Source organism: Paraburkholderia diazotrophica (assembly GCF_900108945.1).
GTDB lineage: Bacteria > Pseudomonadota > Gammaproteobacteria > Burkholderiales > Burkholderiaceae > Paraburkholderia > Paraburkholderia diazotrophica.
Map to the genome: position 1 here is coordinate 1 of NZ_FNYE01000030.1, position 22,308 is coordinate 22,308.

Sequence of the window (22,308 nt, forward strand, 5' to 3'; positions counted from 1 at the left end):
CTAGTACGACATCCCGTAAATACGTTGAATAATTAAACCTTGGTTATCATGTCGGGATGAGCCGAGGCCGTCACGCAACGTCAGTGAAGCTGACGAAGAAAGAAAAAGAGAAACTCCTGTCGCTGATCGCACAGAAGACGGCCCCGCAGCGGGATGTGATGCGGGCTCGGATTGCGTTGTGGGCACATGAGGGACACTCGAATACTGTGATTGCGCGAGAGCTCGGCGTATCGGTGCAGACGGTCAGCACGTGGCGCAAGCGCATTGCGCGGCAAGGCGCACAGGGCATTCGGGAAGGTGAGCGCAGTGGCCGTCCGCCGCGCATTGCGCAGGAAACGCGACTGCAATTGATTGCGTTGGCTTGCGAAGCGCAGGAACCGCAGGGGCGGCTCACGCCGACGCTCGACGAGATCGTGACGCGCGCAATCGAGCGCGGCATCGTCGAACAGATCAGCCGTAGCCATGTTCAGCGGATCTTGCAGGCCGGCGACGTGCGCCCGCACCGGGTGCAGCAATGGCTACACAGTCCCGACCCCGCCTTTCGCGAGAAGGTCAATGTAATTTGCAAGCTGTATCGCAAGGCGCCCAAAAACGCGGTGGTGCTCAGCATCGACGAGAAGACAGGTATCCAGGCCATCGAGCGCAAGCATCCGGGGCGTGCACCGGCGGCGGGACGGCTGCGTCGTCGGGAGTTTGAATATATCCGCCACGGTACCCAGGCGTTGATTGCTGCGCTGGATGTGCACACGGGAAAGGTGTTGGCAGAGTGCCGCGAGCGGCGTACCCAGGACGATCTGGTAGCCTTCATGGAGCGCGTGGCTGCTGCATACCCGGGCAAGCAGGTGCACGTGGTTTGGGACAACCTGAACACGCACCGCGCCCAGGCCGTCTGGCAGCCGTTCAATGCGCGACATGGCAAGCGGTTTCACTTCCACTTCACGCCGTTGCACGCGAGTTGGGTCAATCAGATTGAACTATGGTTTGCGCGCTACACGCGCCGGGTATTGCGCCATGCCAGCCATACCAGCACCGCGCACCTGCGCGAGCGAACCGCGCAGTTTATCCGCCAGCATAATCAGGCAGCGCGCCCCTTCAAATGGAGTTTCCGGGGCTACCCACTACAAACCGGCGCAACGTAATCGAGGGGACCGACGTGCCAGCCATACCCACCAAACATTACGCGGCCGAACTTCAGCGTCAACTACGCACCTTGCTCGGCCATGACCAAATTGTTACGCAAGCCTACGGACGTCACCTGCTGATCAAACGTCTGGACGATGAGGAGCCCACTGTTGTGGCGCGCCTCACAGAGCTCGGCCGCAATCGTTATGGCGCTGCCTTCCGCAGCCATAGTGGTCGTTGGGAACCGCTGCCCGGAACCGGCTCGCTCGAGGAGATGGCCGATGTCGTCGTCACGCTCCTGCAGCCCTATTTACAGTCGGATAATTAATCAAGCAATTTACGGGATGTTGTACTAGCACCGCGCGCATCACATGAAAGCACGCATAAGCACGTATCAAGCAATATTGTCATCTCCGAGCCCATCGCACGCGGCGACGGCGGCTATGGAGCCAGCCTGATGCTCGACGAGCGTAGCGCAGACGTTAGCGACCACCTGACCGGGCATCACATTCCCGGCATGCTCTTAGCCGAAGCCTCGCGGCAAATGATGATCGCCGTCGTCGAGCGTTTTTATTTGCCGGTGCGACGCCGCGCGCCGATTCGGTTCGTTACGCATGAGATGTCACTCGAATATCACGACTTCATGTTGCCGTTGCCCGTCGATATTTTGTTTCTTCCCATGAAGCTGCGCCGCGTGAGTGATTTGAATCTGAAACTTTCCTGCGCCATCCGCCTCACGCAACGCAATCGAATCGGCGCAGTCGCGCGCTTCGGCGTCTCCGTTATCGATCGACGCTATCTGGAGGCGCGCGAGGGTGTGATATTGGGCGCCGCGCTCGACGAAGTCTCGGCATCGCGATGACTGATTTCGCGGTGTCTATTCCAGTTTTCACTGAACAAAAAGGCAAGCGCCATACTATGAGAGAGCGAATCATCAAAATCATTTGGTCGGCCATCGATAGGGAGAACGACCTCCGCGATACACCGATCGACGTATCAGCTGGCGAAGACACGCAGCTGTATGGCTTGAACGGGCAGGTCGACTCACTAGGACTTGTCTCCCTCGTCGTCGAAGTTGAGAGCGAGATCGAACGGAAGCTCGGCGCAAGCGTGACACTTGTCAGTGATCGCGCCATGTCGGCGCGCCGTAGCCCCTTCGCGACGATAGCTTCGCTCGCGGATTACGCGCTCAGCCTAACTAGCGAGGTAACCGGTGTCTGACTCACACGCCCCAATCACGCTGATCACTGGTACCCGTAAAGGCATCGGCCGCCATCTTGCTGAGCACTATGTCTGGCGCGGGCATCGCGTAATCGGTTGCAGCCGGCAGTCAGCTGAGTTCAAGCTCCCGAACTACGAGCATGTGCTCAGCGACGTCGCCGACGAAACCGCCGTAGTCGCCCTCTGTTCGTATGTGCGAAAGCGGTACGGTGGTCTCGATCATCTTGTCAACAACGCGGGTATCGCCAGCATGAACCACTCCTTGCTGACGCCACTTGACACTGCTCGCCGCATCGTCGAGACGAACTTGATCGGTACTTTCTTGCTGAGCCGGGAAGCCGCGAAGCTCATGAAGGGTAGAAAGCGCGGGCGTATCGTCAATTTTTCGACCGTGGCGCGACCGCTCAAGCTCGACGGCGAGGCGATCTACGCGTCGTCGAAGGCGGCCGTGGAATCGCTTACGTCGATCATGGCGCGCGAACTCGCGAGCTACGGTATCACCGTGAACGCTGTAGGACCGACCCCGGTCGACACAGATCTTACGCGCGTAGTGCCGAAAGACAAGATGCGGGCGCTGCTCAATCGCCAAGCGATTCGGCGATATGGAACATTCGACGATGTCTCGAACGTCGTCGACTTCTTTCTCTCCGAGCGCAGCGACTTCATCACCGGACAAACAGTTTTTCTGGGTGGTGTTTGACGCGATTCATCTCGATCGCGGCTAATCAGCCCAAGACGCCAATAAGGTATGCCATGAATACTGATCTATTACTTGACGAACTTGCAAGCCTGCTCGAAGTCCCGCGCGACACTTTGTTGCCTGACGTCGAGCTCGATCGCTTCGAGACCTGGGATTCGCTGACGAAGGTTTCGCTGATTGGCGTCTGCCAGGACCGTTATGACTTCGCGGCCGATGGCGCCATGTTCGATCACGTCCGCACCGTGGGCGAATTGCTCGATGTTGTCCAAGGGGCCGTCGGCGCCGACGGCCCTGACGCGCCATGAACGCGTCGCTGCGCGGCGTCGCCATTCATGCGGTTGCTGCAGCGTTACCAGCGCGCGCGTTGCCACTTTCTGAGCTCGAGCACTTGTTCGGCGCGCTCGAAGTCAAGCGGATCGCGCGCAGTACTGGCATCAACGCGGTCCGGGTCGCCGGTGCGCTAACGACCGGCGATCTTTGCGTGGCCGCAGGAGAGTCACTATTTGCGCAAACAGATGTCGATCGCGCATCGATCGACGGCGTGGTCGTCGTGACGCAAACGCCCGATTTCGCAATGCCCGCGACGAGTGCGCTCGTCGCACATCGACTTGGCATGCGGCACAACGTCGTCACGTTCGACGTCAATTGCGGTTGCTCCGGCTACATCTACGGACTCTATCAAGGCGCGATGCTAGTTTCGGCAGGCGGATGCGGACGCGTGCTTGTTTGCACGGGTGACGTTATCACCAAGCTGCTCAATCCTGATGACCGGCACGTGCGTTTGGTGTTCGGCGATGCGGCCACGGCCACGCTCGTCGAGCGCGGCAGCGATACACTCGATTTCGCTTTCTGGACCGACGGCGCCGGCAGCCGCTTCTTGAACACGCCGATGCACTATGGAGACGCCTTGGGCGAAAGCGTGCGCTGGGGACACTTGCACATGGACGGCGCTGGCGTCATGAACTTTGCGCTCGAGCGAGTGCCGCGGGCAATCGGCGAATTCTTGCGGCGTCATGGCGTTCGGATGGCCGAAGTTCCTGTCTTTCTACTGCATCAGGCGAATCAATTTATGCTTGAGTACCTCGCCAAGCGGCTCGGCGTCACAAGATCGAAAGTGCCCGTCAACGTCGGTCAGGTAGGCAATACGGGACCGTCTTCGATCCCGCTTTGCCTCGCGCTCGATGCGACCGAGCGTGCGCTTGCACACGATGGTGCGGTCGCTTGCGGGTTCGGTGTGGGTTTATCGGTGGGGGTCGCGCGCTTGCCCCTCGCCAACTCGATTGTCGTGCCGCCCGTCGATGTGCTCGAGTCCGGAAGCCGCTAGCACGGCTCCCTGCAGATGGCGTCTACGATTTCTAGCGAAACATAATTCAATTGAAGTGAGACGACCAAATTTTAAACGCTTAACGAAAATAACTTAGGATATCTACGTGACAATTAAATCGATCTGGTTTGACTTCGGCGGCGTATTGTCTCCGACCATCGACGATCTGTACAAGACCTACGAACGCAAGACCGGCGTCAATCGCGGGCAGATGGAGTCGGCGATGGCGGAGGTCGCCCGACCGCTAGGCGCGCATTTTCTTGCACCGATCGAACTTGCGATGATCACTCAATTCCAGTGGGCGGCTGGCATGCGCGAGGCGCTCGGGCGCTTATATCCCGAGCTCGATATCTCGCATTGCGATTTCGATCGCCACGGCGAGCAGTGGTTTGCCGATAACGACGCCAATCCGGCCATGATCGCGCTCGTGCATGAATACAAGCGAGCAGGTTTCAAGGTTGGCATCTTGACCAACAACGTCGTCGAGTGGGAACGGCCGTGGCGGCGCATGGTCGAGCTCGACGGAGTCGTCGATGACATCGTCGATTCGTGCAAGGTTCTCGTGCGCAAGCCCGATCCGCGCATCTTTGAGCTTTCGGCGAAGCGTGTTGGTTGCGCGCCCGAGGAATGTGTGCTCATCGACGATCTCCCCGAAAACTGCGATGCGGCGCGGGCGTCAGGGTGGAGCGCCATCCTATTCCGTAACAACGAGCAGGTCACGCGTGAACTGCGCGAGCTCGTCGGAATGCCGCTCACCGCTTGATTCGACCACTGACGGGAGATCCCAAACATGCTGACCAGCACTCGCGTTTGCGTGCTCGACATCCCCAATCTCGATGCCGCGCCGTACTACATGCCGATCGAAGCAGACACGCCCTTCCCACAAATTCGCATCCCGAGCGGCCATGCGGCGGTCCATCTTACACGTTATGAAGACGTCAAGATCGCGCTTGGTGATCCGGCGATCAGCCGTACGCTTTGCAACGTCGAAGGTGGCCCGACCTTTCTGCCGGGTACAACACAGAAGGAGCTGCTGCTGAACCTGGACGATCCCGCGCACGCACGCTCGCGTGCCACGATCTCGAAAGACTTCAGCCCGCGCGGCGTCGAGACGCTGCGTGAAGTCGTCGATGCGACAGTGCGCCGCGGTATCGCCGACATGCTCGAAGGAAAACGCGCCCCCAACGTATTCGCCTCGGTATTGGAAGACGTGACTTCGACGGCCGTCTGCCACATCCTCGGCATTCCGCTCCAGGATCGGCCTATGTTTCAGCAATGGAGCCGGATCATTCAAGTCGTGCCGCCCGACGATGTCGCGGGCATCGAAGTCGCCGTGAAGGCGTGCTACAGCTATCTGATGGAATTCGTAACGGGCCAACGCGCTGCGGCTCCAGACGGATTCATCCGGCGCTACGTCGATAACCGGAGGAACATGCATGAGCCACTCGATGATGCGGAATTCGTCGGCGTGCTGCTCGGCATTCTGCTTGGCGGCGATCACAACGCACTCAGTGTCATGACCAAGTGCGTGTACACGCTGTTGTGTGCGCCATCGCTTTGGGCTCACATCGTCGGAAATCCGACCAGAATTCCGACGATGATTGAAGAGCTGATCCGACTCATTCCGATCGGCAAGCTCTCGGCCTTCCCGCGCATCGCGACGCGCGAGATCGTGACATCGGTCGGCACGATCCCCGAAGGCAGCGTCGTCTATGCGAACGTTTTTCTCGCGAATCGCGACCCCGAAGTCTTCCCGGAGCCACTGACCATCGATCCTGAGCGCATCAATACGAAGCCGCATTTGCAATTCGGCTACGGCATTCACAGCTGTATGGGGCCGGCACTCGCTCGGCTTGAAATTTCCATCGTCTTGAACGCGCTCGTGGCGATGGCGCCGTCGATGCAGCTCGATGCCGATCCCGACTCGCTGCGCTGGATTAACGGCACGGTGCTACGTCGTCCCGATGAACTACCTGTTCGCTTCGACGCATTAGCAGGAAAATCGCCACACTCCATTCACGCGAGTCAATCATGAATCGGAAGCCTTTGATCGAGCTGTTACGAACGTTCGCCGAGCGGCCGGCCATCAACACGACTTCAGCGTCATACACCTACGCTCACCTAGCAGACGAGGTGGAGCGGCAGTTGCAGCGCCTGTCAGATGCAGGGGTCGCCCCGGGGGCGACGGTCTTTTTACAAGGCGACTATTCGTTTGGCGGCATCGCACTTTTTTTGGCGATGTACCAGAACGACAACATCATCGCCATGAATACGTCCGACAACGCGCAGGAAATCGACAGCAAGCGGGCGACCGCAAATGCGTCGTTCTTCGCCGAGACTGGCGGATGCAAGATAGAGCCCTCGCCGGCACAAGAGGACGTTAGCGCACCGCTCGTATCAGCACTGCGCGAGCAGAGGCACGCGGGACTGATTCTCTTTAGTAGCGGAACGACCGGCAAACCCAAGGCCATGTTGCACGATCTCGATCGACTCATCGACGGCTACTTAGGACGCCGCTCGCGGCCGCTGAGCATGCTGCTATTCCTGCTGTTCGATCACATCGGTGGCATCAACACGCTGCTCAATATCTTGTCGATTGGCGGTGGCGCGACGCTCGTCGACGAAAAGACGCCCGCGCGCGTCGCTGCGCTGATCGAGCGTTTCAAGGTCTCGGTGCTCCCGACGTCCCCGACGTTCTTGAATCTGTTGTTGCTGGCTGACGTCGCCGACCAGAACGCCCTCACGTCGCTGCGCATGATTACGTATGGCACCGAGCCGATGCCGGAGAGCTTGCTGCAAAGCCTGCGCGAGGTACTTCCTCGCGTGAAACTCTTGCAGACGTTTGGCACGAGCGAGACTGGCATCGTCAGCACGACTTCGATTTCTTCGAACAGCCTGTTCATGAAATTCAATGACGCGTCGACCGAGTACAAGGTCGTCGACGGCGAACTGTGGCTGCGCAGCACGCGGCAGATCCTCGGCTACCTGAATCATCCGTCCGACAGCTTCACCGATGACGGTTGGTTCAGGACAGGCGATCTCGTCGAGCAAGGTGAGGATGGCTCCGTGCGGATTCGCGGGCGTCGCAAGGAAGTCATCAACGTCGGCGGCGAGAAGGTGTTTCCGGCCGAAGTCGAATCAGTGCTGCTCAAGCATCCGTGGGTGCGCGATTGTCGCGCCTACGGGCAGGCGAACGGGATCACGGGGCAGTTCGTCGCCGCCGATGTCGTGCTCGACGCGCAATGCGGACAACAAGTGGACGCGGCGTTGCGGGAAATCCGTGCTTTCGCGCGCAGCAACATGGACAGCTATAAGGCACCCGTTCGCCTGAACGCGGTCGGGGCGATCGCCTATTCAGCGCGCTTCAAAAAGCTGCTGGGTTCGCCCAATCGACAATCATCAACGGAACTTTGATGGAGGATGACCTTATGGAGCATTCGCGATTTGAACGCGGCACGCAGCGGCTGACGGAGGTGGTTGGCGAAGCGGGCATGCAGGTGATCGAATTGCTGCGTCGCGTTTCACCCGACATGGCGCGTTATACGATCGAGTTTTCCTATGGCGACATCTACGCGCGGGGGGCGCTGGACGACCGGTCGCGTCAGATCGCCGCTGTCGCCGCACTGTCGGTGCTCGGGCATTGCCGTCCTCAGTTAAAAGTGCATGTCAACGGGGCACTCAACGTCGGATGTACACCGAGGGAGATTGTCGAGATTATCTTACAAACGACCTTGTATGCGGGTTTTGCCGTGGCGACCAACGCGTTGCTCGCGGCGCAAGAAGTGTTCGAGGAGCGCGGCGCTCTGGCTGGCATCACTGGCTAGCCAGGCTGCGAAAGGGGGCCTCGATAAGACGCGTCACCACGATCAGTTCGTAAAGAAGTGGCCGTGCTTGATCCCGTTGACACATTTATTGTCACTTGAAGTGCATTGAATGTGATCGGACGGGACAATGTGCTGCAGATACGAGATCCCGGTTCGCAACGCTGTGCGGCAACATATGCTGCCAATTAACGATCCGTACTGTGCTGCAACGATCTCTGCAAGCAACAGTCCGGAGCGGACGGATAGCGGCGTCTAGATCGCGATGCGAGTTGGCGAGCATTTTTTCAGCATCTACGTGACTACGGATTACCAATTCTTTTTGGCCATAAAAGCGAACCAGAAATCTGCGAGCCGCTTCTCGCCCTCACCGACGACGTTGCCCGGGCGCTAGCAGAAGATGATCACGGCAGGGTCCGACTTGAGCAAAATCCACTGATCTTCTGCCGTAGGGTCGCTGCTCTTCCCGCCGCCCGGCGCGATGATGACGCTAAAAATCCGGCCGGATATTAGCATCGCCGATGGCGCCGATTCGCGAGCAAACACTGTTCCTGCGCCGCATCGATTTGCAAAGCCTGAATATTGATTCGTTTGGCTGAAGCCAAAGGAGTAGATCGCACACAAATCGCACAAGTCACATAGCGCATCCACTTCTAAACGGAGTGAGAAGTACTCTCAATTTGAGAACGTTCGAAAGCTCTTCTTCAGCGAGTTCAAGCGTCGAGTCGTTGCACGCTCAAAGCCGCGCATTTCATTGAATGGCGTACCGTTTCCGTAAAACGCCAGGCAAATACCGCTCATAGTCACAAAAGATTCTTGCTACATGTGTCGCCACGACCTAAAGTCCATTGCATTCCGCTGTTGATTACCCACTGTTGAACGCGGGCTGGTGGCGTGTGTGTGCCGCCTGAGGACAAGAGCAGACTTGAACGTTGTGATAGAGCCGTAACCGACGCGGTGTCGGTGTTCACCGCTGATGGCATGCAGCAGCCGGATGGGTAGCGCATGTGCAGCCTCGGAAGCTACTGTCGCGACTGTTGCAGACCGCAAATGAAAAGAGAGGGCTTTCATGCGTCGCAACACATCCAATGTACTTCTCCCAGGGACAACACTCGTTCTCGCGTTGGCCGCAAGTGCAACGAGCCTGGCTGCCCCCGTTCTCGTTTCCACGACACCCAGCCCGTTTGCAAACTGCACGATCGGCGGACCCGGCACGAACTTCGTGAACGCCGAGGTCGAACCGTGGCTGGCCGTCAATCCCGCCAATCAGTCGAACCTGATCGGCGTATGGCAACAGGACCGCTGGGACAATGGCGGAGCACACGGTCTCGTCGCCGGCTACTCTTTCGATGGCGGTCAGACGTGGAAACAGACCAATCTTCCCTTCAGTGCATGCGCAAACGGACTCGGATATGAGCGTGCGTCAGACCCGTGGGTGTCCATCGGACCGGACGGCACGGCCTATTCGGTATCCATTTCCTTCAACCAGTCCAATAACAACAACGCGGTGGCCGCGGCAGTGTCAACGGATGGCGGCATCACCTGGGGCAACCTGAGCGTGCTCATCGCCAACAATGAACCGACGGTGCAGTTCTTCAACGACAAGGAGTCGGTCACTGCCAACCCGATCAAAGCGGGCGTCGCCTACGCAGTGTGGGACCGGCTCGAGTTGCCGAATGGCAATCCGTACGCCAATCTGCACACAGTCGCTTTCCGTGGACCAGCTTACTTTTCGAAGACTGTGGACGGAGGCAAGACATGGAGTTCGCCTTCCGTCATCGTGAAGGTTCCGTCGCGGCAGCAAACCATCGGCAACCAGATCGTCGTCAATTCGCAGAATGGGACCCTGTATGACTTCTTCAACCTCATCTCGCCGCCCTTCAGCGTGACGGCCAACAAGGTCGCGTTCATCAAGTCGACGGACGATGGCGCAACGTGGACGAAGCCGCAGATCATCGCCGACCTGAGAACCGTCGGTGTCACGGACCCGAATACGAATGAGCCTTTGCGTACCGGCGACATCATTCCCGAGCCCACAATCGACCCGGCGACGGGCCAGCTTTACGCTGTCTGGCAGGACTCGCGCTTCAACGGCGGTCAGTTCGACGAGATCGCGCTGTCCACGTCCACCGACGGCGGAAGAACCTGGAGCAGTCCGATCCGCGTCAACACGCCGACGGGGCGTGCCGCTTTCAATCCGTCCATTCGCGTCAACTCCGCCGGCACGGTCGCCGTCACCTACTACGATCTTCGTGACCTCCAGGCCGGAAACGTGACGACATTGCCCACCAACATCTGGCGCACCACGTCGACCAACGGCGGACAGAGCTTCGGCGGTGAAGTGAAGGTGTCGGGACCATTCGATATGAAAACGGCGCCGAACGCGGAAGGCTTTTTCGTCGGCGATTACCAGGGTCTCGACGTGCGGGGAACGAGCTTCGTGCCGTTCTTCGTGCAAACGAACTCGGGCAATACCGCTAACCGCACTGATGTATTCGCCGCGCCGTAATTCGCGGAGTCGTCTCTGAATGCGGGCTTGATACGCGCGAGAAATAGCGTGCGCGCGGCGCGGCGATGGTCGACACCGTCGCTGCGCCGTCGCCAGCATCGAGTTCTTATTGCGCCCGTTGCTTCGCGCTACGAAGATGCTCACCCAGGCGCACCAGCATCGCGTCGCATCGGTGCAGTTGCTCGAGCGTGACGAACTCATCTGGCTTGTGGCCCTGGTCCATGCTTCCGGGCCCGCAGACCACGGTCGGAATACCGGCCTGCGTGAACAATCCGCCTTCGCTGCCGAAGGCCACCGTTTCGAATGCGTTCGATCCGCTCAGCAGAGCGAGCAGTCGTGCAGCGTCGCTATCGGGTGAAGTCGCAAGGCCCGGATACGCATTCAATGCCTGCAAGCGGATGCCCGTATCGGCTTGCACCGCGCGCATCTTCGGCAGCAGTTCGGCTTGCGCATAGGCTTGCAGCTTGTCTGTGACGACGTTGGCGTCGAAGCCCGGCACAGTGCGCACTTCGAAATCGAACTCGCATTCCGCGGGCACGATGTTCAACGCACGTCCGCCTTTGATGACACCCGTCTGCACCGTCGAGAACGGCGGGTCGAAACGCGCGTCGTGATGTTCTCGCTGCGCGAGCTCGTCGCCGATTTCTTCCAGCCGGTTGATCAGCCGCGCTGCATATTGAATCGCGTTGACACCATGCGGCGCGTACGCCGAATGACATGCCGCGCCCTTCACATGGCAGCGCATCGCGAGCTTACCCTTGTGCCCGAGCACCGGCTTAAGCGCGGTCGGCTCGCCGATCACGCACAGACGCGGTTTGTGCACGCGCTTCTCGAGTTCGGCAAGCATCGGCCGCACGCCGAGGCAACCCACCTCCTCGTCGTACGAGAACGCGAGATGCACGGGCAGCTCCAGCTCCTGCTTCAGCAAAGCGGGCACGGCCGCCAGCACGGACGCAATGTAACCCTTCATGTCGGCCGTGCCGCGTCCGTACAGGCGCCCGTCTTTCTGCGTGAGACGGAAAGGCTCCACGGTCCACGCCTGCCCGTCGACGGGCACGACATCCGTATGACCGGACAGCACGATGCCGCCACGGTCATGCGGACCGATGGTGGCGAACAGATTGGCCTTGGTGCGCTCGGCGTTATAAAACAGCTCGCTCTTCACGCCGAGATCCGCGAGGTATTGCTGCACGAATGCGATCAGCTCGAGATTCGAATCGCGGCTGACGGTCGCGAATCCGATCAGCCGCTCCAGCAGCTCACGGCTCGACAGCTCACTCATCGCCCGGCACTCCGTAGCTTGGTGCCGTGGTCGGATTGAGTGCGCGCACGATGTAGTCCTGCATCTGCGGCCGATAGGCTTGCCACAGCGCATCGAGCCCGCCGATGGGATCATCGTCCGCCCAGTCGATACGCAGATCGACGACCGGCCAGACTTGTGCATCGACGATCTTGAGTGCGGCCGAATGCACGGGCCCCGCTTCGCCGCCCGCTTCGACTGCGGCATGCAGCGCCTGTATCAGGCGATCGGCGAGCGCGCCTTGTGTGCTCTCGAACGCCTTCACCATTGCGTCGATCACGTGCTTGCCGGCGAGCAGATTGCCCGCCCCGACACACTGATTGCCGGCGACAGCGTGATGCACGCCGAGCGCTTCCTTGCCGGTGAACATCGCGGTTCGGCCCTGACTGTCGATCACCGTCACCTGCCGGTACTCGCTCCATTCGCTCGAACTCAACGCGCGTTGTAGCGCCGCATCAGGCATGAGCTGTTCGCTTTCGAGCAGATCGAGAATCTGCGGCCCGAGCGCGGGCAGCGTGACATTCTGCGTAGCCACTGCGCCGACCCGCGCACGCGCCCACGGACAGCGCGCGCCTACCGAGATGCTCGACGAACTGATGGCGATGCCGAGCTGGCCCGTCTTTTCGCAACGTCCGACGATCGAAAATGTCATGGGTCGCTCCTTACGCCTGCGCGGGCTTCCAGTTGTCCGGAATCACCGCGATCACGTCGATCTCCATCAGCCACTGCGGCTGGCCGAGCGCGCTGACGACGAGCCCCGTCGAAATCGGATACACGCCCTTCAGCCATTTGCCGACTTCCTGGTACACGGGCTCACGATAACGCGGATCGATGATGTACGTCGTCGTCTTGACGATGTGCGACAGGTCGCTGCCCGCTTCTTCGAGCAACTGCTTGACGTTCTTCATCGCCTGCTCGGCCTGCGCTCGCGGATCGCCAAGTCCGATCAGGTTGCCATCGAAATCCGTGCCGACCTGGCCGCGCACATAGACCGTGTTGCCTGCGCGAACGGCCTGGCAAAGATCGTTGTCGAGCGACTGGTTCGGGTACGTATCTTTCGTATTGAACATGCGGATGCGGGTGTGCGTCGGCATCAGTTCACTCCCATTTCGTTGACCTTCCGTGCGTGCGGCTCGTCGCGCGCGGCATCGGTTGCGCTGTAGTCATGCGCGCGCTGCGTGTCGTGCTGACGTTGCGACGCATCGCGATACGCGAGATATTTGCGCTGCGTGACGATGTGATCGGCAATATGCTTCGCGTCGTGCCACACGCCCCAGATAAACGAGGACGCGCGCCGCGAGAGCCACGGCAAGCCGAGGAAATACAGGCCCGGCTCTTTCGACACGCCGCGCTGATGCTGCGGCTTGCCCTTTGCGTCGAACGCATCCACATGCAGCCAGCTGAAATCGACCGCATAGCCGGTGGCCCAGATGATCGTGCTCACGCCCGCCTTCCGCAGATCGAGTTCTGAGAGCGGATGAGTCACGCATTCCGGGTCGGGCGGAATGAAGCGCGCTTCGGGGTCTTCCGGCAACTCGATGCCATTGCGCGAGACATAAGCGTCGGCGGCATCGAGCAGCGACAGCAGGTTTTCGTCGCCGCGCTTCAGATTCGCGGCGAGGTCCGGTTCGAAAGACACGACGCCGTTGTGGAACGATTTCGTCAGACCGACGAGCGTCATCCCTCGATGCGCGAGCCTGCGGAAATCGATGGTCTGGCCGCCGTATGCGCCGCTCACCGCGATCGTCACGTGCTCTCGCCCCGGCGTGGCGACTTCCTTGTCCCACTCGCCGAGCACGCCCAGCCACCAGCAGAAATCGCGGCCGCGATACGCGCGCGGCGGACGATCGTGCGCGCCCACCGACAGATAGACTTTGCGGCCCGCGCGTTGCAGTTCGTCCGCGATCTGCACGCCCGATGAACCCGCGCCGACGACAAGCACGGCGCCGTCCGGCAGTTGCGCAGGATTGCGATAGTCGGCGGAATGAAGCTGCGTGAAGTTTGCATCCTGCGGGGCGATCGGCGGAATGACGGGACGCTGGAAAGGTCCCGTCGCGACGACCACGCGAGCCGCTTCGATCGTGCCGTCTGAGGTTTCGACCGTGAAGCCCGGACGCCCCTCCCGTCGCGCGACGCCCGTCACTTCGACGCCCGTCCGGATCGGCGCGTCGAACTTGCGCGCATAGGCTTCGAAGTATTCGGCGACCTGATCCTTACCCGCGAACGCATCGGGATCGAGTCCTTCGAACTCCATATTGGGGAAGCGGTCATGCCAGGCGGGCCCATTCGCAACCAGCGAATCCCAGCGGCATGTACGCCAGCGTTCGGCAATGCGGTCGCGCTCCAGCACGAGATGCGGCACACCCAGTTTGCCCAGATGTTCGCTCATCGCGATGCCCGCCTGACCAGCACCGATTACCAGCGTGTCAATCGACAACCGTTCAGCCGTCATGGCTGTCTCCTTCTGAAAAGCACTCTGACTCAGGTCCGTCTTCGATGACGCAATGCGAGATCGAAGCATGCTCACAACGGCTACGTACTCATCGCATCGGCGTGCTGTGTGCCGTCCGGTGTCACGCCCGGTCACTGTTCGGACACAATGTACGCCCCGCCACTCATAAACAAAAATACATTCAAAAAATGCCATGCATTGTTTTTGGCTATGCAGTTCATCCCGATTGCGACGACAATGACTGTGAACGATGATCTGGAAAGAACTCATGGACGGAAATATGGTGCGTTATTCGCTGCGCCAGTTGCGGTACTTCGTCGTGGCAGCGGAAGCGCTCTCTTTCACCGCAGCGGCAAAGCGACTGCATATTTCGCAGCCTTCGATTTCGACGGCGCTGGCCGACCTCGAAGCGTCATTCGGAGTGCAACTTTTCATCCGGCATCACGCTAGTGGTCTGTCGCTCACGCAGCCCGGCCGCGATCTGCTGGGGCACGCGCGCAATCTGTTGAAGAATGCCGAAGAACTGCAATTGACGGCCAAAGAGATGGATGGCGGAATGTCAGGCTCGATTTCTCTCGGGTGTCTGGTATCGCTTGCCCCGCCGCTCATGCCGGGCATCATCAGCCGCTTCGTGCAGGAACATTCCGCCATATCGTTCCGGACCACCGAGGCCCATCAGGACACGCTGTTAAGCGGCCTGCACGACGGCTCACTCGATATTGTGCTGACCTATAGCCTCGATATCGCCGATGGCATCGCGTTTACACCACTGCTTTCGCTGCCGCCCTATGTGATCCTGCCCAGAACGCACCGGCTTGCGCGGGCACGCAAGGTGTCGTTGGCCGATCTGCTTCACGAGCCCTATGTGATGCTGGACCTTCCGCATAGCCGGGAGTACTTCTCTGCGTTATTCGATGCGGTCGGCAGCCGCCCCACTGCGGCCTTCCGTTCGTCGCAGCCGGAAGTCGTGCGTGGCATGGTCGCCAATGGACTCGGCTACAGCATTCTCAACTTCCCGCTCAAGTCGAACCGGACCGTCGACGGCGAGGACTTCGTGACCAAGCGCTTCAAGGAGAACGTCAACGCCACCACGCTCGGCATCGCGCGATCCAGCAGCATGAAGCCGCGCGAAATCGTCAAACGCTTTTCGGCGTTCTGCGAAACATACATTCGCCGTCTGCACATCGAATAGAAGGAATAGAAGTCTGTAGAAGCACTGCATAGCACCAGACTATTCAATGCATCCAAAAACAGTATTTTGACTTGAAAATTGGATTGTTAGATTGGAGTTCATCGCGATACACACGCTGACACGGAGGCCGCATGGCAGTTATTCCCACTCCGACGACCAATGGGCTCGACGTCGTTCGCCATCTGCGCGAGAACTGTGAGCGCCCATTCGAGGACGCGCACTCGATGCCTCCCGCTGTCTATACGTCGGAGGCGTTTCTCGCGCTCGAACGGCGTGACGTGTTTCGCAGCGAGTGGCTATGCATCGGCCGCGCGAGTGCGCTAGCGAACAACGGCGACTATCTGACAGGGACGATAGACGATCAGCCGATCTTCGTATTGCGCGATGCGAACGGCGAGTTGCGTGCGTTCTCGAATGTCTGCCTGCACCGGATGTCGGTGCTGCTCGAAGGCCGCGGCAACGTGCGCCGCATCGTGTGTCCGTATCACGCGTGGAATTACACGCTCGACGGCGCACTCGCCGGCGCGCCGTTGATGGATCGCCAGGCCGGCTTCTGCAAGGAACACTACAAGCTGCCTGCCGTGCGCTGCGAGACATGGCAAGGCTGGATCTATGTGACGCTCAACGCGGATGCGCCGCCCGTGGACGCGCACCTTGCGGATCTGACGAAGCTGATCGAGCCGTACGGCATGAGCGATTACGTCGAGACCTTCCACGAAGAGCATGTGTGGGACACCAACTGGAAGATCCTCGCGGAAAACTTCATGGAGAGCTACCATCTGCCGATGCTGCATCGCGCAACGGTCGGCCCGCACTCGAAGCTCGAAGAAATGGAATGTCCGCCGGGCCTTCCCGCATTCAACTATCACTGGATCACGAAGGAAGCCTCGCTGCCGATCGGCAACGCGCATCCCGCCAATACGCGCCTGCAAGGCCACTGGCGCCGCACCACCGCGTTGCTGGCGATTTATCCGACGCATCTGATCACGCTGACGCCCGGCTACTTCTGGTATCTGATCCTGCAGCCGCAGGGCGTCGGTCGCGTGCATATCCGCTTTGGCGGCGGCCTCGCGCCGGAATTCATCGACGATCCCAAAGCCGCCGACTACATGGCGACGCTCAAGACGCTGCTCGACGAGGTGAACGCCGAAGACAGGCGCGGCGTCGAGGCCGTGTTTCGCGGCGTGCATGCGCCGCTCGCGAAGCCGGGCAATCTGAGCCCTCTCGAGCGGCCGAATTACGACTTCGCGCGCTATCTCGCGGCACGCGTGGGCGCAACGTGACATCGACGCCTCGCATGGATTGCCAACACTCACCCGAGCCACCCATGTCCAGCCAACCATTCATTTCCTTTGCAGGCGTCAGCAAGTCATACGATGGCCTGCACAGCGTGGTCGAAGGGCTCGACCTCGACGTCGCGCGCGGTGAATTCGTCTCGCTGCTCGGACCATCGGGTTCGGGCAAGACCACGACGCTGATGATGCTCGCCGGGTTCGAATCGCCGACGCGCGGCGAGATCCGGCTCGCGGGCAAGCGTCTGGACGACAAGCCGCCCCATCAGCGCGACATCGGCATGGTGTTCCAGAACTATGCGCTCTTTCCTCACATGACGATCGCCGAGAACGTGGCATTCCCGTTGTCCGTGCGCAGGGTGAGCCGCAGCGAGCAGAAGACGCGCGTGATGCGTGTGCTCGACATGGTGGAGCTGTCGCATCTGGCGGGACGGCGTCCGGCGCAGTTGTCGGGTGGCCAGCAGCAGCGCGTCGCGCTTGCCCGCGCGCTGGTGTTCGAGCCGAGCGTGGTGCTGATGGACGAGCCGCTCGGCGCGCTCGACAAGCGGCTACGGGAAAACATGCAGTATGAAATCATGAGGCTCCATCGCGAACTGTCGCTCACGATCGTCTATGTGACACACGACCAGAATGAAGCATTGACGATGTCGGACCGTGTCGCCGTGTTCTCCGATGGACGCATCCAGCAGGCCGCGACGCCCACCGAGCTCTACGAAAACGCGGCGAATGCATTCGTGGCCAACTTCGTCGGCGAGAACAATGGACTGACGGGTCGCGTGATTCCGGACAACGGGGAATGGGCGGCAATGCAGCTCGCCGACGGCAACACCGTCTATGGCCGCGCAGGCGCGGGACTCGCGGTCGGCGATACCGCGATGCTGGCGCTGCGCCCCGAGCGCGCGCACATCGCAGCGACGCCCGACGCCGAACAGGAAGCGGCGCGGCAGAACATGAACGTCGTACACGCGCTCGTCGAAGAACTCGTCTACTGCGGCGACCATCATCGCGTTCATCTGAAGCTCGGCCACGGCGAAACCGTGGTCGTCAAGGTGCCCAATACGCAGCATCACGATCTGCCCGCGCTAGGCCATCAGACGGCTGTGACCTGGCATCGCGACGACTGCAAGGTGCTACCCGCAGCCGAAGTTCTGCGCGCCGCCGGCCCCTCTGACAGTGCAGCCCGCTCCGCTACTTTCCCTTCCTCGTCCGCCTCGCCACTCATCGCAGGAGTCAACTGAAAATGAAAACCAACATTTCGTTATTCCGGACCACCGTCGCGGCGTGCGCGCTGGGCCTGTTCGCTGCCGCTGCGGCTCACGCGGCCGATACGATTTCCGTCGTCACGTTCGGGGGCGCCTATGAAGCCGCCGCGAAAAAGGCCTGGTTCGAACCGTTCACTGCGAAGACGGGCAACCAGTTCGCAACCGAATCGTACGATGGCGGCCTTGCGAAACTGCAGGCGATGGAACAGGCGAAGAACCCCACGTGGGATCTGATCGACCTCGAAACCAACGATGCAATCACCGCATGCGACGAAGGCCTGATCGCGAAGTTCGACAGGGCGTCGCTTGGCAGCACCAGCGATTTTCTGCCGGGCTCGCTCAGCGATTGTGCCGTCGCGGCGATGGTGTGGTCCACGGTCTATGCGTACGACACCAGCAAGCTGAAGACGGCGCCGTCCAGCATCAACGATTTCTTCGATCTGAAGAAATTCCCCGGCAAGCGCGGCATGCGTAAGTCGCCGAAGGTAGCGATGGAGTGGGCGCTGATCGCCGACGGCGTTGCGCCGAAGGATGTCTACAAGACGCTGGGCACGCCCGCCGGCGTCGATCGCGCGTTCAAGAAGCTCGATACGATCAAGCCGAGCATCGTCTGGTGGGAAGCGGGCGCACAGGCGCCGCAACTGCTTGCCGACGGCGCGGTCGTGATGACGCAGGCCTACAACGGCCGTATCGACGATGCCGTTCATAAGGACAAGAAGCCGTTCAAGATCGTCTGGGACGCGCAGGTGTACGACTACGAATGGTGGGCCGTGGTCAGCGGCGCGAAACATGCCGACGCGGCGCAAAAATTCATCGTGTCGGCCTCGACGCCGCAAGCCTACGCGGACCTGTCGAAGTACATCGCTTACGCGCCGCCGCGCAAGAACGCGATTGCGCTGATCGACAAGGCGCGCCTGAACGATCTGCCGACCGCACCGGAGAACTTCAAGCGTCCGCTGCAAATCGATGCAACGTTCTGGGCCGATAACGCCGATGCCATCAACAAGCGGTTCCAGAACTGGCTGACGCAGTAACGCCAGCGCGAAACGACGTCACCAGAGAGACTCACGACGATGAACACGCCGCTGCCAACCACCGCTCCCTTTGGCCGCGGCCCGCGCGCCGCGGATCGCGAGTCGTTTCGCGCTGCGCGTCGCAAGGCTGCGATGCGCGCGCTGCTGCTGGCTTTGCCGCTGCTCGTGTTTCTCCTCGTGACGTTCGTCGCGCCGATCGCGAGCCTGCTCGGCCGTAGCGTGCAGAATCCCGAAGTGCGTGACGGCATGCCCGAACTGAGCGCGGCGCTGGCCGCGTGGAACGGTGCGGGCGTGCCCGGCGAGCCGGCATTTGCCGCGCTCGCGCACGACCTGAAGCGTGCCGGCGAGAACGGCCAGCTCGGCAACATCGCGCGACGCATGAATTTCTATCAACCGGAATTTCGCAGCCTGCTCTTCAAGACGGCGCGCGCCACGCGTTCGCAAACGCCCGTGCAATGGAAGCCTGCCTTGACCGATCTCGACGCACGCTGGAACGAGCCCGAAACGTGGCGTCTGCTCAAGCGCGCATCCGTTTCGCCGACGCCCGACTATTTGCTGAACGCCGCCGATTCACAAGTCGCATCGGATGGTTCAGTGGCGCCCGTCGCGGCCGACAGTGCCGTCTACCGCGCCGCCTTCGGCCGCACCGTGACGATCAGCGCGACGGTCATGCTGTTGTGCCTGCTCTTCGGCTACCCGGTTGCGTATCTGCTCGCGACATTGCCGGACAAGCAAAGCAACCGCCTGATCCTCTTCGTGATCGTGCCGTTCTGGACCTCGCTGCTCGTGCGCACGACCGCGTGGTATGTGCTGCTGCAACCGGGTGGTGTGATCAACAGCGCACTGACCCGTCTTGGGCTCGTCAGTCATCCGTTGCCGCTCATCTTCAACCGCACGGGGGTGCTGATCGGCATGACGCATATCCTGTTGCCGTACATGATCCTGGCGATTTATTCGGTGATGAAGAATGTGTCGCCCGTGTACATGCGCGCGGCGAAATCGCTCGGTGCGCATCCGGCCGTGGCCTTCGTGCGTGTCTATATTCCGCAGACGCTGCCGGGTGTCGGCGCGGGATGTTTCCTTGTGTTCGTGCTCGCGCTCGGCTATTACATCACTCCCGCGCTGCTAGGCGGCGCAGGCGACGAAATGATCAGCCAGCTGATCGCGTCGCAGACCAACGAGCGACTGAACTGGGGCCTCGCGGGGGCGCTGTCGTGCTACCTGGTCGTCTTCACCGCCGTGTTCTATTTCATCTTCAACAGGCTGGTCGGGATCGACCGCTTGCGCTTCGGCTAGCACGCAGCGAGGCTCGGCGCTCACTCCGTAATCGCTCATCGACAGGCGGATTCACATGAAAGACGGACGCACGCGGCTACTTTCGGAGCGCATCGCCGGCGCGGGACTGCGCGTGCATTGCGCGATCATGTTCTTTTTCCTCGTCGCGCCGATTCTTGCGATCGTGCCGCTGTCGTTCAATTCCGGCTCGTTCTTCTCGTACCCGATGCAAGGCTTCTCGCTGCGCTGGTACGCGCAGGCGCTCGGTTCGCCGGACTGGCAACGCGCGTTTGTCAACAGCATCGGCATCGGCGCGGCGTCGACGCTGATCGCAACGGTGCTCGGCACGCTTGCCGCGCTCGGCTTGAGCCGCACACAGTTTCCATTTCGCTCGATCATCATGCCCGTCATCGTGTCGCCGATGATCGTGCCCATCGTGGTCGTCGCGGCAGGCTTCTATCTGGTCTTTTCACCGCTCGGCCTGGTGAATTCGTATCCCGGCGTCGTGCTTGCGCATGCCGCACTCGGCACGCCGTTCGTCGTCATCACGGTGACGGCATCGCTGCTGTCGTTCGACCAGAGCCTGCTTCGCGCCGCGTCGGGACTGGGGGCGCCGCCATGGGTCGCATTCCGCCGCGTCACGCTTCCGCTGATCACGCCCGCCGTCGCAACGGGCAGCGTGTTCGCGTTCGCGACTTCGTTCGATGAAGTGGTCGTCATCCTGTTCATCGGCGGCCCGGATCAGCGCACCGTGCCACGACAAATGTGGAGCGGCATCCGCGAGCAGATCGATCCTTCGATTCTTGCCGTGGCCACGCTGCTGATGGTATTCGCAATCGCGCTGTTTGCGTGCATGAACTGGTTGCGCAAGCGCGCAGCGGCGGCGAGCCGCTCATTTGCGTGAGCGGAGCGTTTCATTGAACAGCGGCGATTCACACGCAGATCAGTGCGGTACGCACCTCATTGCCCATCCGCGTTTAGAATCGCAGGCATGAATGCGATCGCCGCCCTGCCGATGTACAACGTGTCGCCCGCACTCGCGGCCGACTGGCACGCACTGCTCACCGACGTGCTGGAGCACGTCGATCCAACCGCACAGATCGTCGAGCCGAACGATCTGCACGCATTCTGGCGCGAATCCGGCCTGCTGATTTCGCAGACATGCGGCTATCCCTATGTGCTCGGCCTGCACGAACATGTGCAATTGATCGCTACACCGCATTTCGACGCGCCGGGCTGCGAGGGCTCGACGTATTCGAGCGTGCTCGTCACGCGCGCGGGCGCGCAGCCGGATTCTCTCGACGCATGTCGCGGCGCGCGTGCCGCGTATAACTCAACCGATTCGAACAGCGGCTACAACGCATTGCGGCACGCGGTGGCGCCGCTGGCCCGCGATGGCCGCTTCTTCGGCGCGACATTGGAGACGGGCTCGCATCTCGGCTCGCTTCGCGCGCTTGCCGACAACCGCGCGGACATCGCCGCGATCGATTGCGTAACGATGGCCTTCGTACGCGACACGTATCCGCAACTCGCGAGTGCGGTGAAGGAAATCGGCTATGCGGGCGCATCACCGGGCTTGCCGTTGATCGCCGCGAAGAACATATCGATCGAACAGATCGGCGCTTTGCGCGTCGCGCTCGATCACGCCATCGCGAGACAGCCCGCGCGTGCGCGCCGCCTGCGGCTCAAAGGCTTTTCTGTGTTGCCGCGCGAAGCGTACGACTGCATTGCGCAAATGGAAAACGAGGCGCGCGTAGCGAACTACGCGCGCCTCGCATGACGTCGGGGCACTTCCGCGTTATCT

At 60.8% G+C, this 22,308-nt stretch carries 22 protein-coding genes and 1 pseudogene; 19 read left to right on the plus strand and 4 right to left on the minus strand.

Going from position 1 to position 22,308, the window contains the following annotated elements:
• The first annotated feature begins 56 nt into the window (after window positions 1–56).
• From BMW76_RS28695 to BMW76_RS28750, 12 genes and pseudogenes are all read left to right on the plus strand, one after another.
• Window positions 57–1,139: an IS630 family transposase gene (locus tag BMW76_RS28695; protein ID WP_090864977.1), complete on the plus strand. Its 1,083-nt coding sequence runs from the start codon at window positions 57–59 to the stop codon at window positions 1,137–1,139.
• A gap of 14 nt (window positions 1,140–1,153) precedes the next feature.
• Window positions 1,154–1,450, plus strand: a complete 297-nt coding sequence (locus tag BMW76_RS28700; RefSeq protein WP_090864976.1) for a hypothetical protein — start codon at window positions 1,154–1,156, stop codon at window positions 1,448–1,450.
• 66 nt (window positions 1,451–1,516) lie between these two features.
• Window positions 1,517–1,984, plus strand: a pseudogene (locus BMW76_RS28705) (AfsA-related hotdog domain-containing protein); the annotation flags it as partial.
• Window positions 1,981–2,343 (plus strand): hypothetical protein, encoded by a 363-nt coding sequence (locus BMW76_RS28710; protein ID WP_090871417.1) that lies wholly within the window; start codon window positions 1,981–1,983, stop codon window positions 2,341–2,343. The pseudogene BMW76_RS28705 and the gene BMW76_RS28710, both read left to right, overlap by 4 nt.
• Window positions 2,336–3,043, plus strand: coding sequence for an SDR family NAD(P)-dependent oxidoreductase (locus BMW76_RS28715; RefSeq protein WP_090871419.1), 708 nt, complete (start codon window positions 2,336–2,338; stop codon window positions 3,041–3,043). The genes BMW76_RS28710 and BMW76_RS28715 overlap by 8 nt, the downstream gene beginning before the upstream one ends.
• A 53-nt stretch (window positions 3,044–3,096) precedes the next feature.
• Window positions 3,097–3,348, plus strand: coding sequence for a phosphopantetheine-binding protein (locus BMW76_RS28720; RefSeq protein ID WP_090871421.1), 252 nt, complete (start codon window positions 3,097–3,099; stop codon window positions 3,346–3,348).
• On the plus strand, window positions 3,345–4,367 hold the full coding sequence (locus tag BMW76_RS28725; RefSeq protein ID WP_090871422.1) for a ketoacyl-ACP synthase III: 1,023 nt from the start codon (window positions 3,345–3,347) through the stop codon (window positions 4,365–4,367). Before BMW76_RS28720 ends, BMW76_RS28725 begins: the two co-directional genes overlap by 4 nt.
• Before the next feature lie 106 nt (window positions 4,368–4,473).
• Window positions 4,474–5,130 (plus strand): HAD family hydrolase, encoded by a 657-nt coding sequence (locus BMW76_RS28730; protein WP_090871423.1) that lies wholly within the window; start codon window positions 4,474–4,476, stop codon window positions 5,128–5,130.
• Window positions 5,131–5,157: 27 nt separating this feature from the next.
• Window positions 5,158–6,402: a cytochrome P450 gene (locus tag BMW76_RS28735; protein ID WP_090871425.1), complete on the plus strand. Its 1,245-nt coding sequence runs from the start codon at window positions 5,158–5,160 to the stop codon at window positions 6,400–6,402.
• On the plus strand, window positions 6,399–7,781 hold the full coding sequence (locus tag BMW76_RS28740) for a class I adenylate-forming enzyme family protein (RefSeq protein ID WP_090871426.1): 1,383 nt from the start codon (window positions 6,399–6,401) through the stop codon (window positions 7,779–7,781). Before BMW76_RS28735 ends, BMW76_RS28740 begins: the two co-directional genes overlap by 4 nt.
• Window positions 7,781–8,191, plus strand: a complete 411-nt coding sequence (locus BMW76_RS28745) for a carboxymuconolactone decarboxylase family protein (RefSeq protein WP_245763417.1) — start codon at window positions 7,781–7,783, stop codon at window positions 8,189–8,191. Before BMW76_RS28740 ends, BMW76_RS28745 begins: the two co-directional genes overlap by 1 nt.
• A gap of 1,066 nt (window positions 8,192–9,257) precedes the next feature.
• A complete protein-coding gene (locus BMW76_RS28750; RefSeq protein ID WP_090871430.1) occupies window positions 9,258–10,697 on the plus strand; it encodes a sialidase family protein in 1,440 nt (479 codons plus the stop codon).
• A gap of 106 nt (window positions 10,698–10,803) precedes the next feature.
• On the opposite strand, the gene argE is transcribed toward BMW76_RS28750, so the two are convergent.
• From argE to BMW76_RS28770, 4 genes are read right to left on the minus strand one after another with little or no spacing between them, the layout of a single operon-like run.
• Window positions 10,804–11,979: an acetylornithine deacetylase gene (gene argE, locus BMW76_RS28755; RefSeq protein WP_090871432.1), complete on the minus strand. Its 1,176-nt coding sequence runs from the start codon at window positions 11,977–11,979 to the stop codon at window positions 10,804–10,806.
• Window positions 11,972–12,649 carry a DUF1028 domain-containing protein gene (locus BMW76_RS28760; RefSeq protein ID WP_090871434.1) on the minus strand — a complete coding sequence of 226 codons (678 nt, stop codon included), beginning with the start codon at window positions 12,647–12,649 and terminating at the stop codon, window positions 11,972–11,974. The genes argE and BMW76_RS28760 overlap by 8 nt, the downstream gene beginning before the upstream one ends.
• 10 nt (window positions 12,650–12,659) lie before the next feature.
• On the minus strand, window positions 12,660–13,091 hold the full coding sequence (locus BMW76_RS28765) for a RidA family protein (protein ID WP_090871436.1): 432 nt from the start codon (window positions 13,089–13,091) through the stop codon (window positions 12,660–12,662).
• Window positions 13,091–14,449, minus strand: coding sequence for a flavin-containing monooxygenase (locus BMW76_RS28770; RefSeq protein ID WP_090871438.1), 1,359 nt, complete (start codon window positions 14,447–14,449; stop codon window positions 13,091–13,093). Before BMW76_RS28770 ends, BMW76_RS28765 begins: the two co-directional genes overlap by 1 nt.
• Window positions 14,450–14,717: 268 nt before the next feature.
• Between BMW76_RS28770 and BMW76_RS28775 the strand changes: the two genes are divergently transcribed.
• From BMW76_RS28775 to BMW76_RS28805, 7 genes are all read left to right on the plus strand, one after another.
• The gene (locus BMW76_RS28775) at window positions 14,718–15,641 is read left to right on the plus strand and encodes a LysR family transcriptional regulator (RefSeq protein WP_090871440.1); all 924 of its coding nucleotides are present in this window, start codon (window positions 14,718–14,720) and stop codon (window positions 15,639–15,641) included.
• 131 nt (window positions 15,642–15,772) lie between these two features.
• The gene (locus tag BMW76_RS28780) at window positions 15,773–16,924 is read left to right on the plus strand and encodes an SRPBCC family protein (RefSeq protein WP_177200526.1); all 1,152 of its coding nucleotides are present in this window, start codon (window positions 15,773–15,775) and stop codon (window positions 16,922–16,924) included.
• Between the two features lie 44 nt (window positions 16,925–16,968).
• Entirely contained in the window at window positions 16,969–18,171 is a 1,203-nt protein-coding gene (locus BMW76_RS28785) for an ABC transporter ATP-binding protein (protein ID WP_090871442.1), read from the plus strand.
• 2 nt (window positions 18,172–18,173) lie between these two features.
• Complete coding sequence (locus BMW76_RS28790; protein WP_090871444.1) at window positions 18,174–19,229, plus strand: ABC transporter substrate-binding protein; 1,056 nt, start codon at window positions 18,174–18,176, stop codon at window positions 19,227–19,229.
• A 39-nt stretch (window positions 19,230–19,268) separates the two neighbouring features.
• Entirely contained in the window at window positions 19,269–20,525 is a 1,257-nt protein-coding gene (locus BMW76_RS28795) for an ABC transporter permease (RefSeq protein ID WP_090871446.1), read from the plus strand.
• Window positions 20,526–20,580: 55 nt separating this feature from the next.
• The gene (locus BMW76_RS28800) at window positions 20,581–21,408 is read left to right on the plus strand and encodes an ABC transporter permease (RefSeq protein ID WP_090871448.1); all 828 of its coding nucleotides are present in this window, start codon (window positions 20,581–20,583) and stop codon (window positions 21,406–21,408) included.
• 87 nt (window positions 21,409–21,495) lie between these two features.
• Window positions 21,496–22,284 (plus strand): phosphate/phosphite/phosphonate ABC transporter substrate-binding protein, encoded by a 789-nt coding sequence (locus BMW76_RS28805; RefSeq protein ID WP_090871449.1) that lies wholly within the window; start codon window positions 21,496–21,498, stop codon window positions 22,282–22,284.
• Window positions 22,285–22,308: the final 24 nt, after the last annotated feature.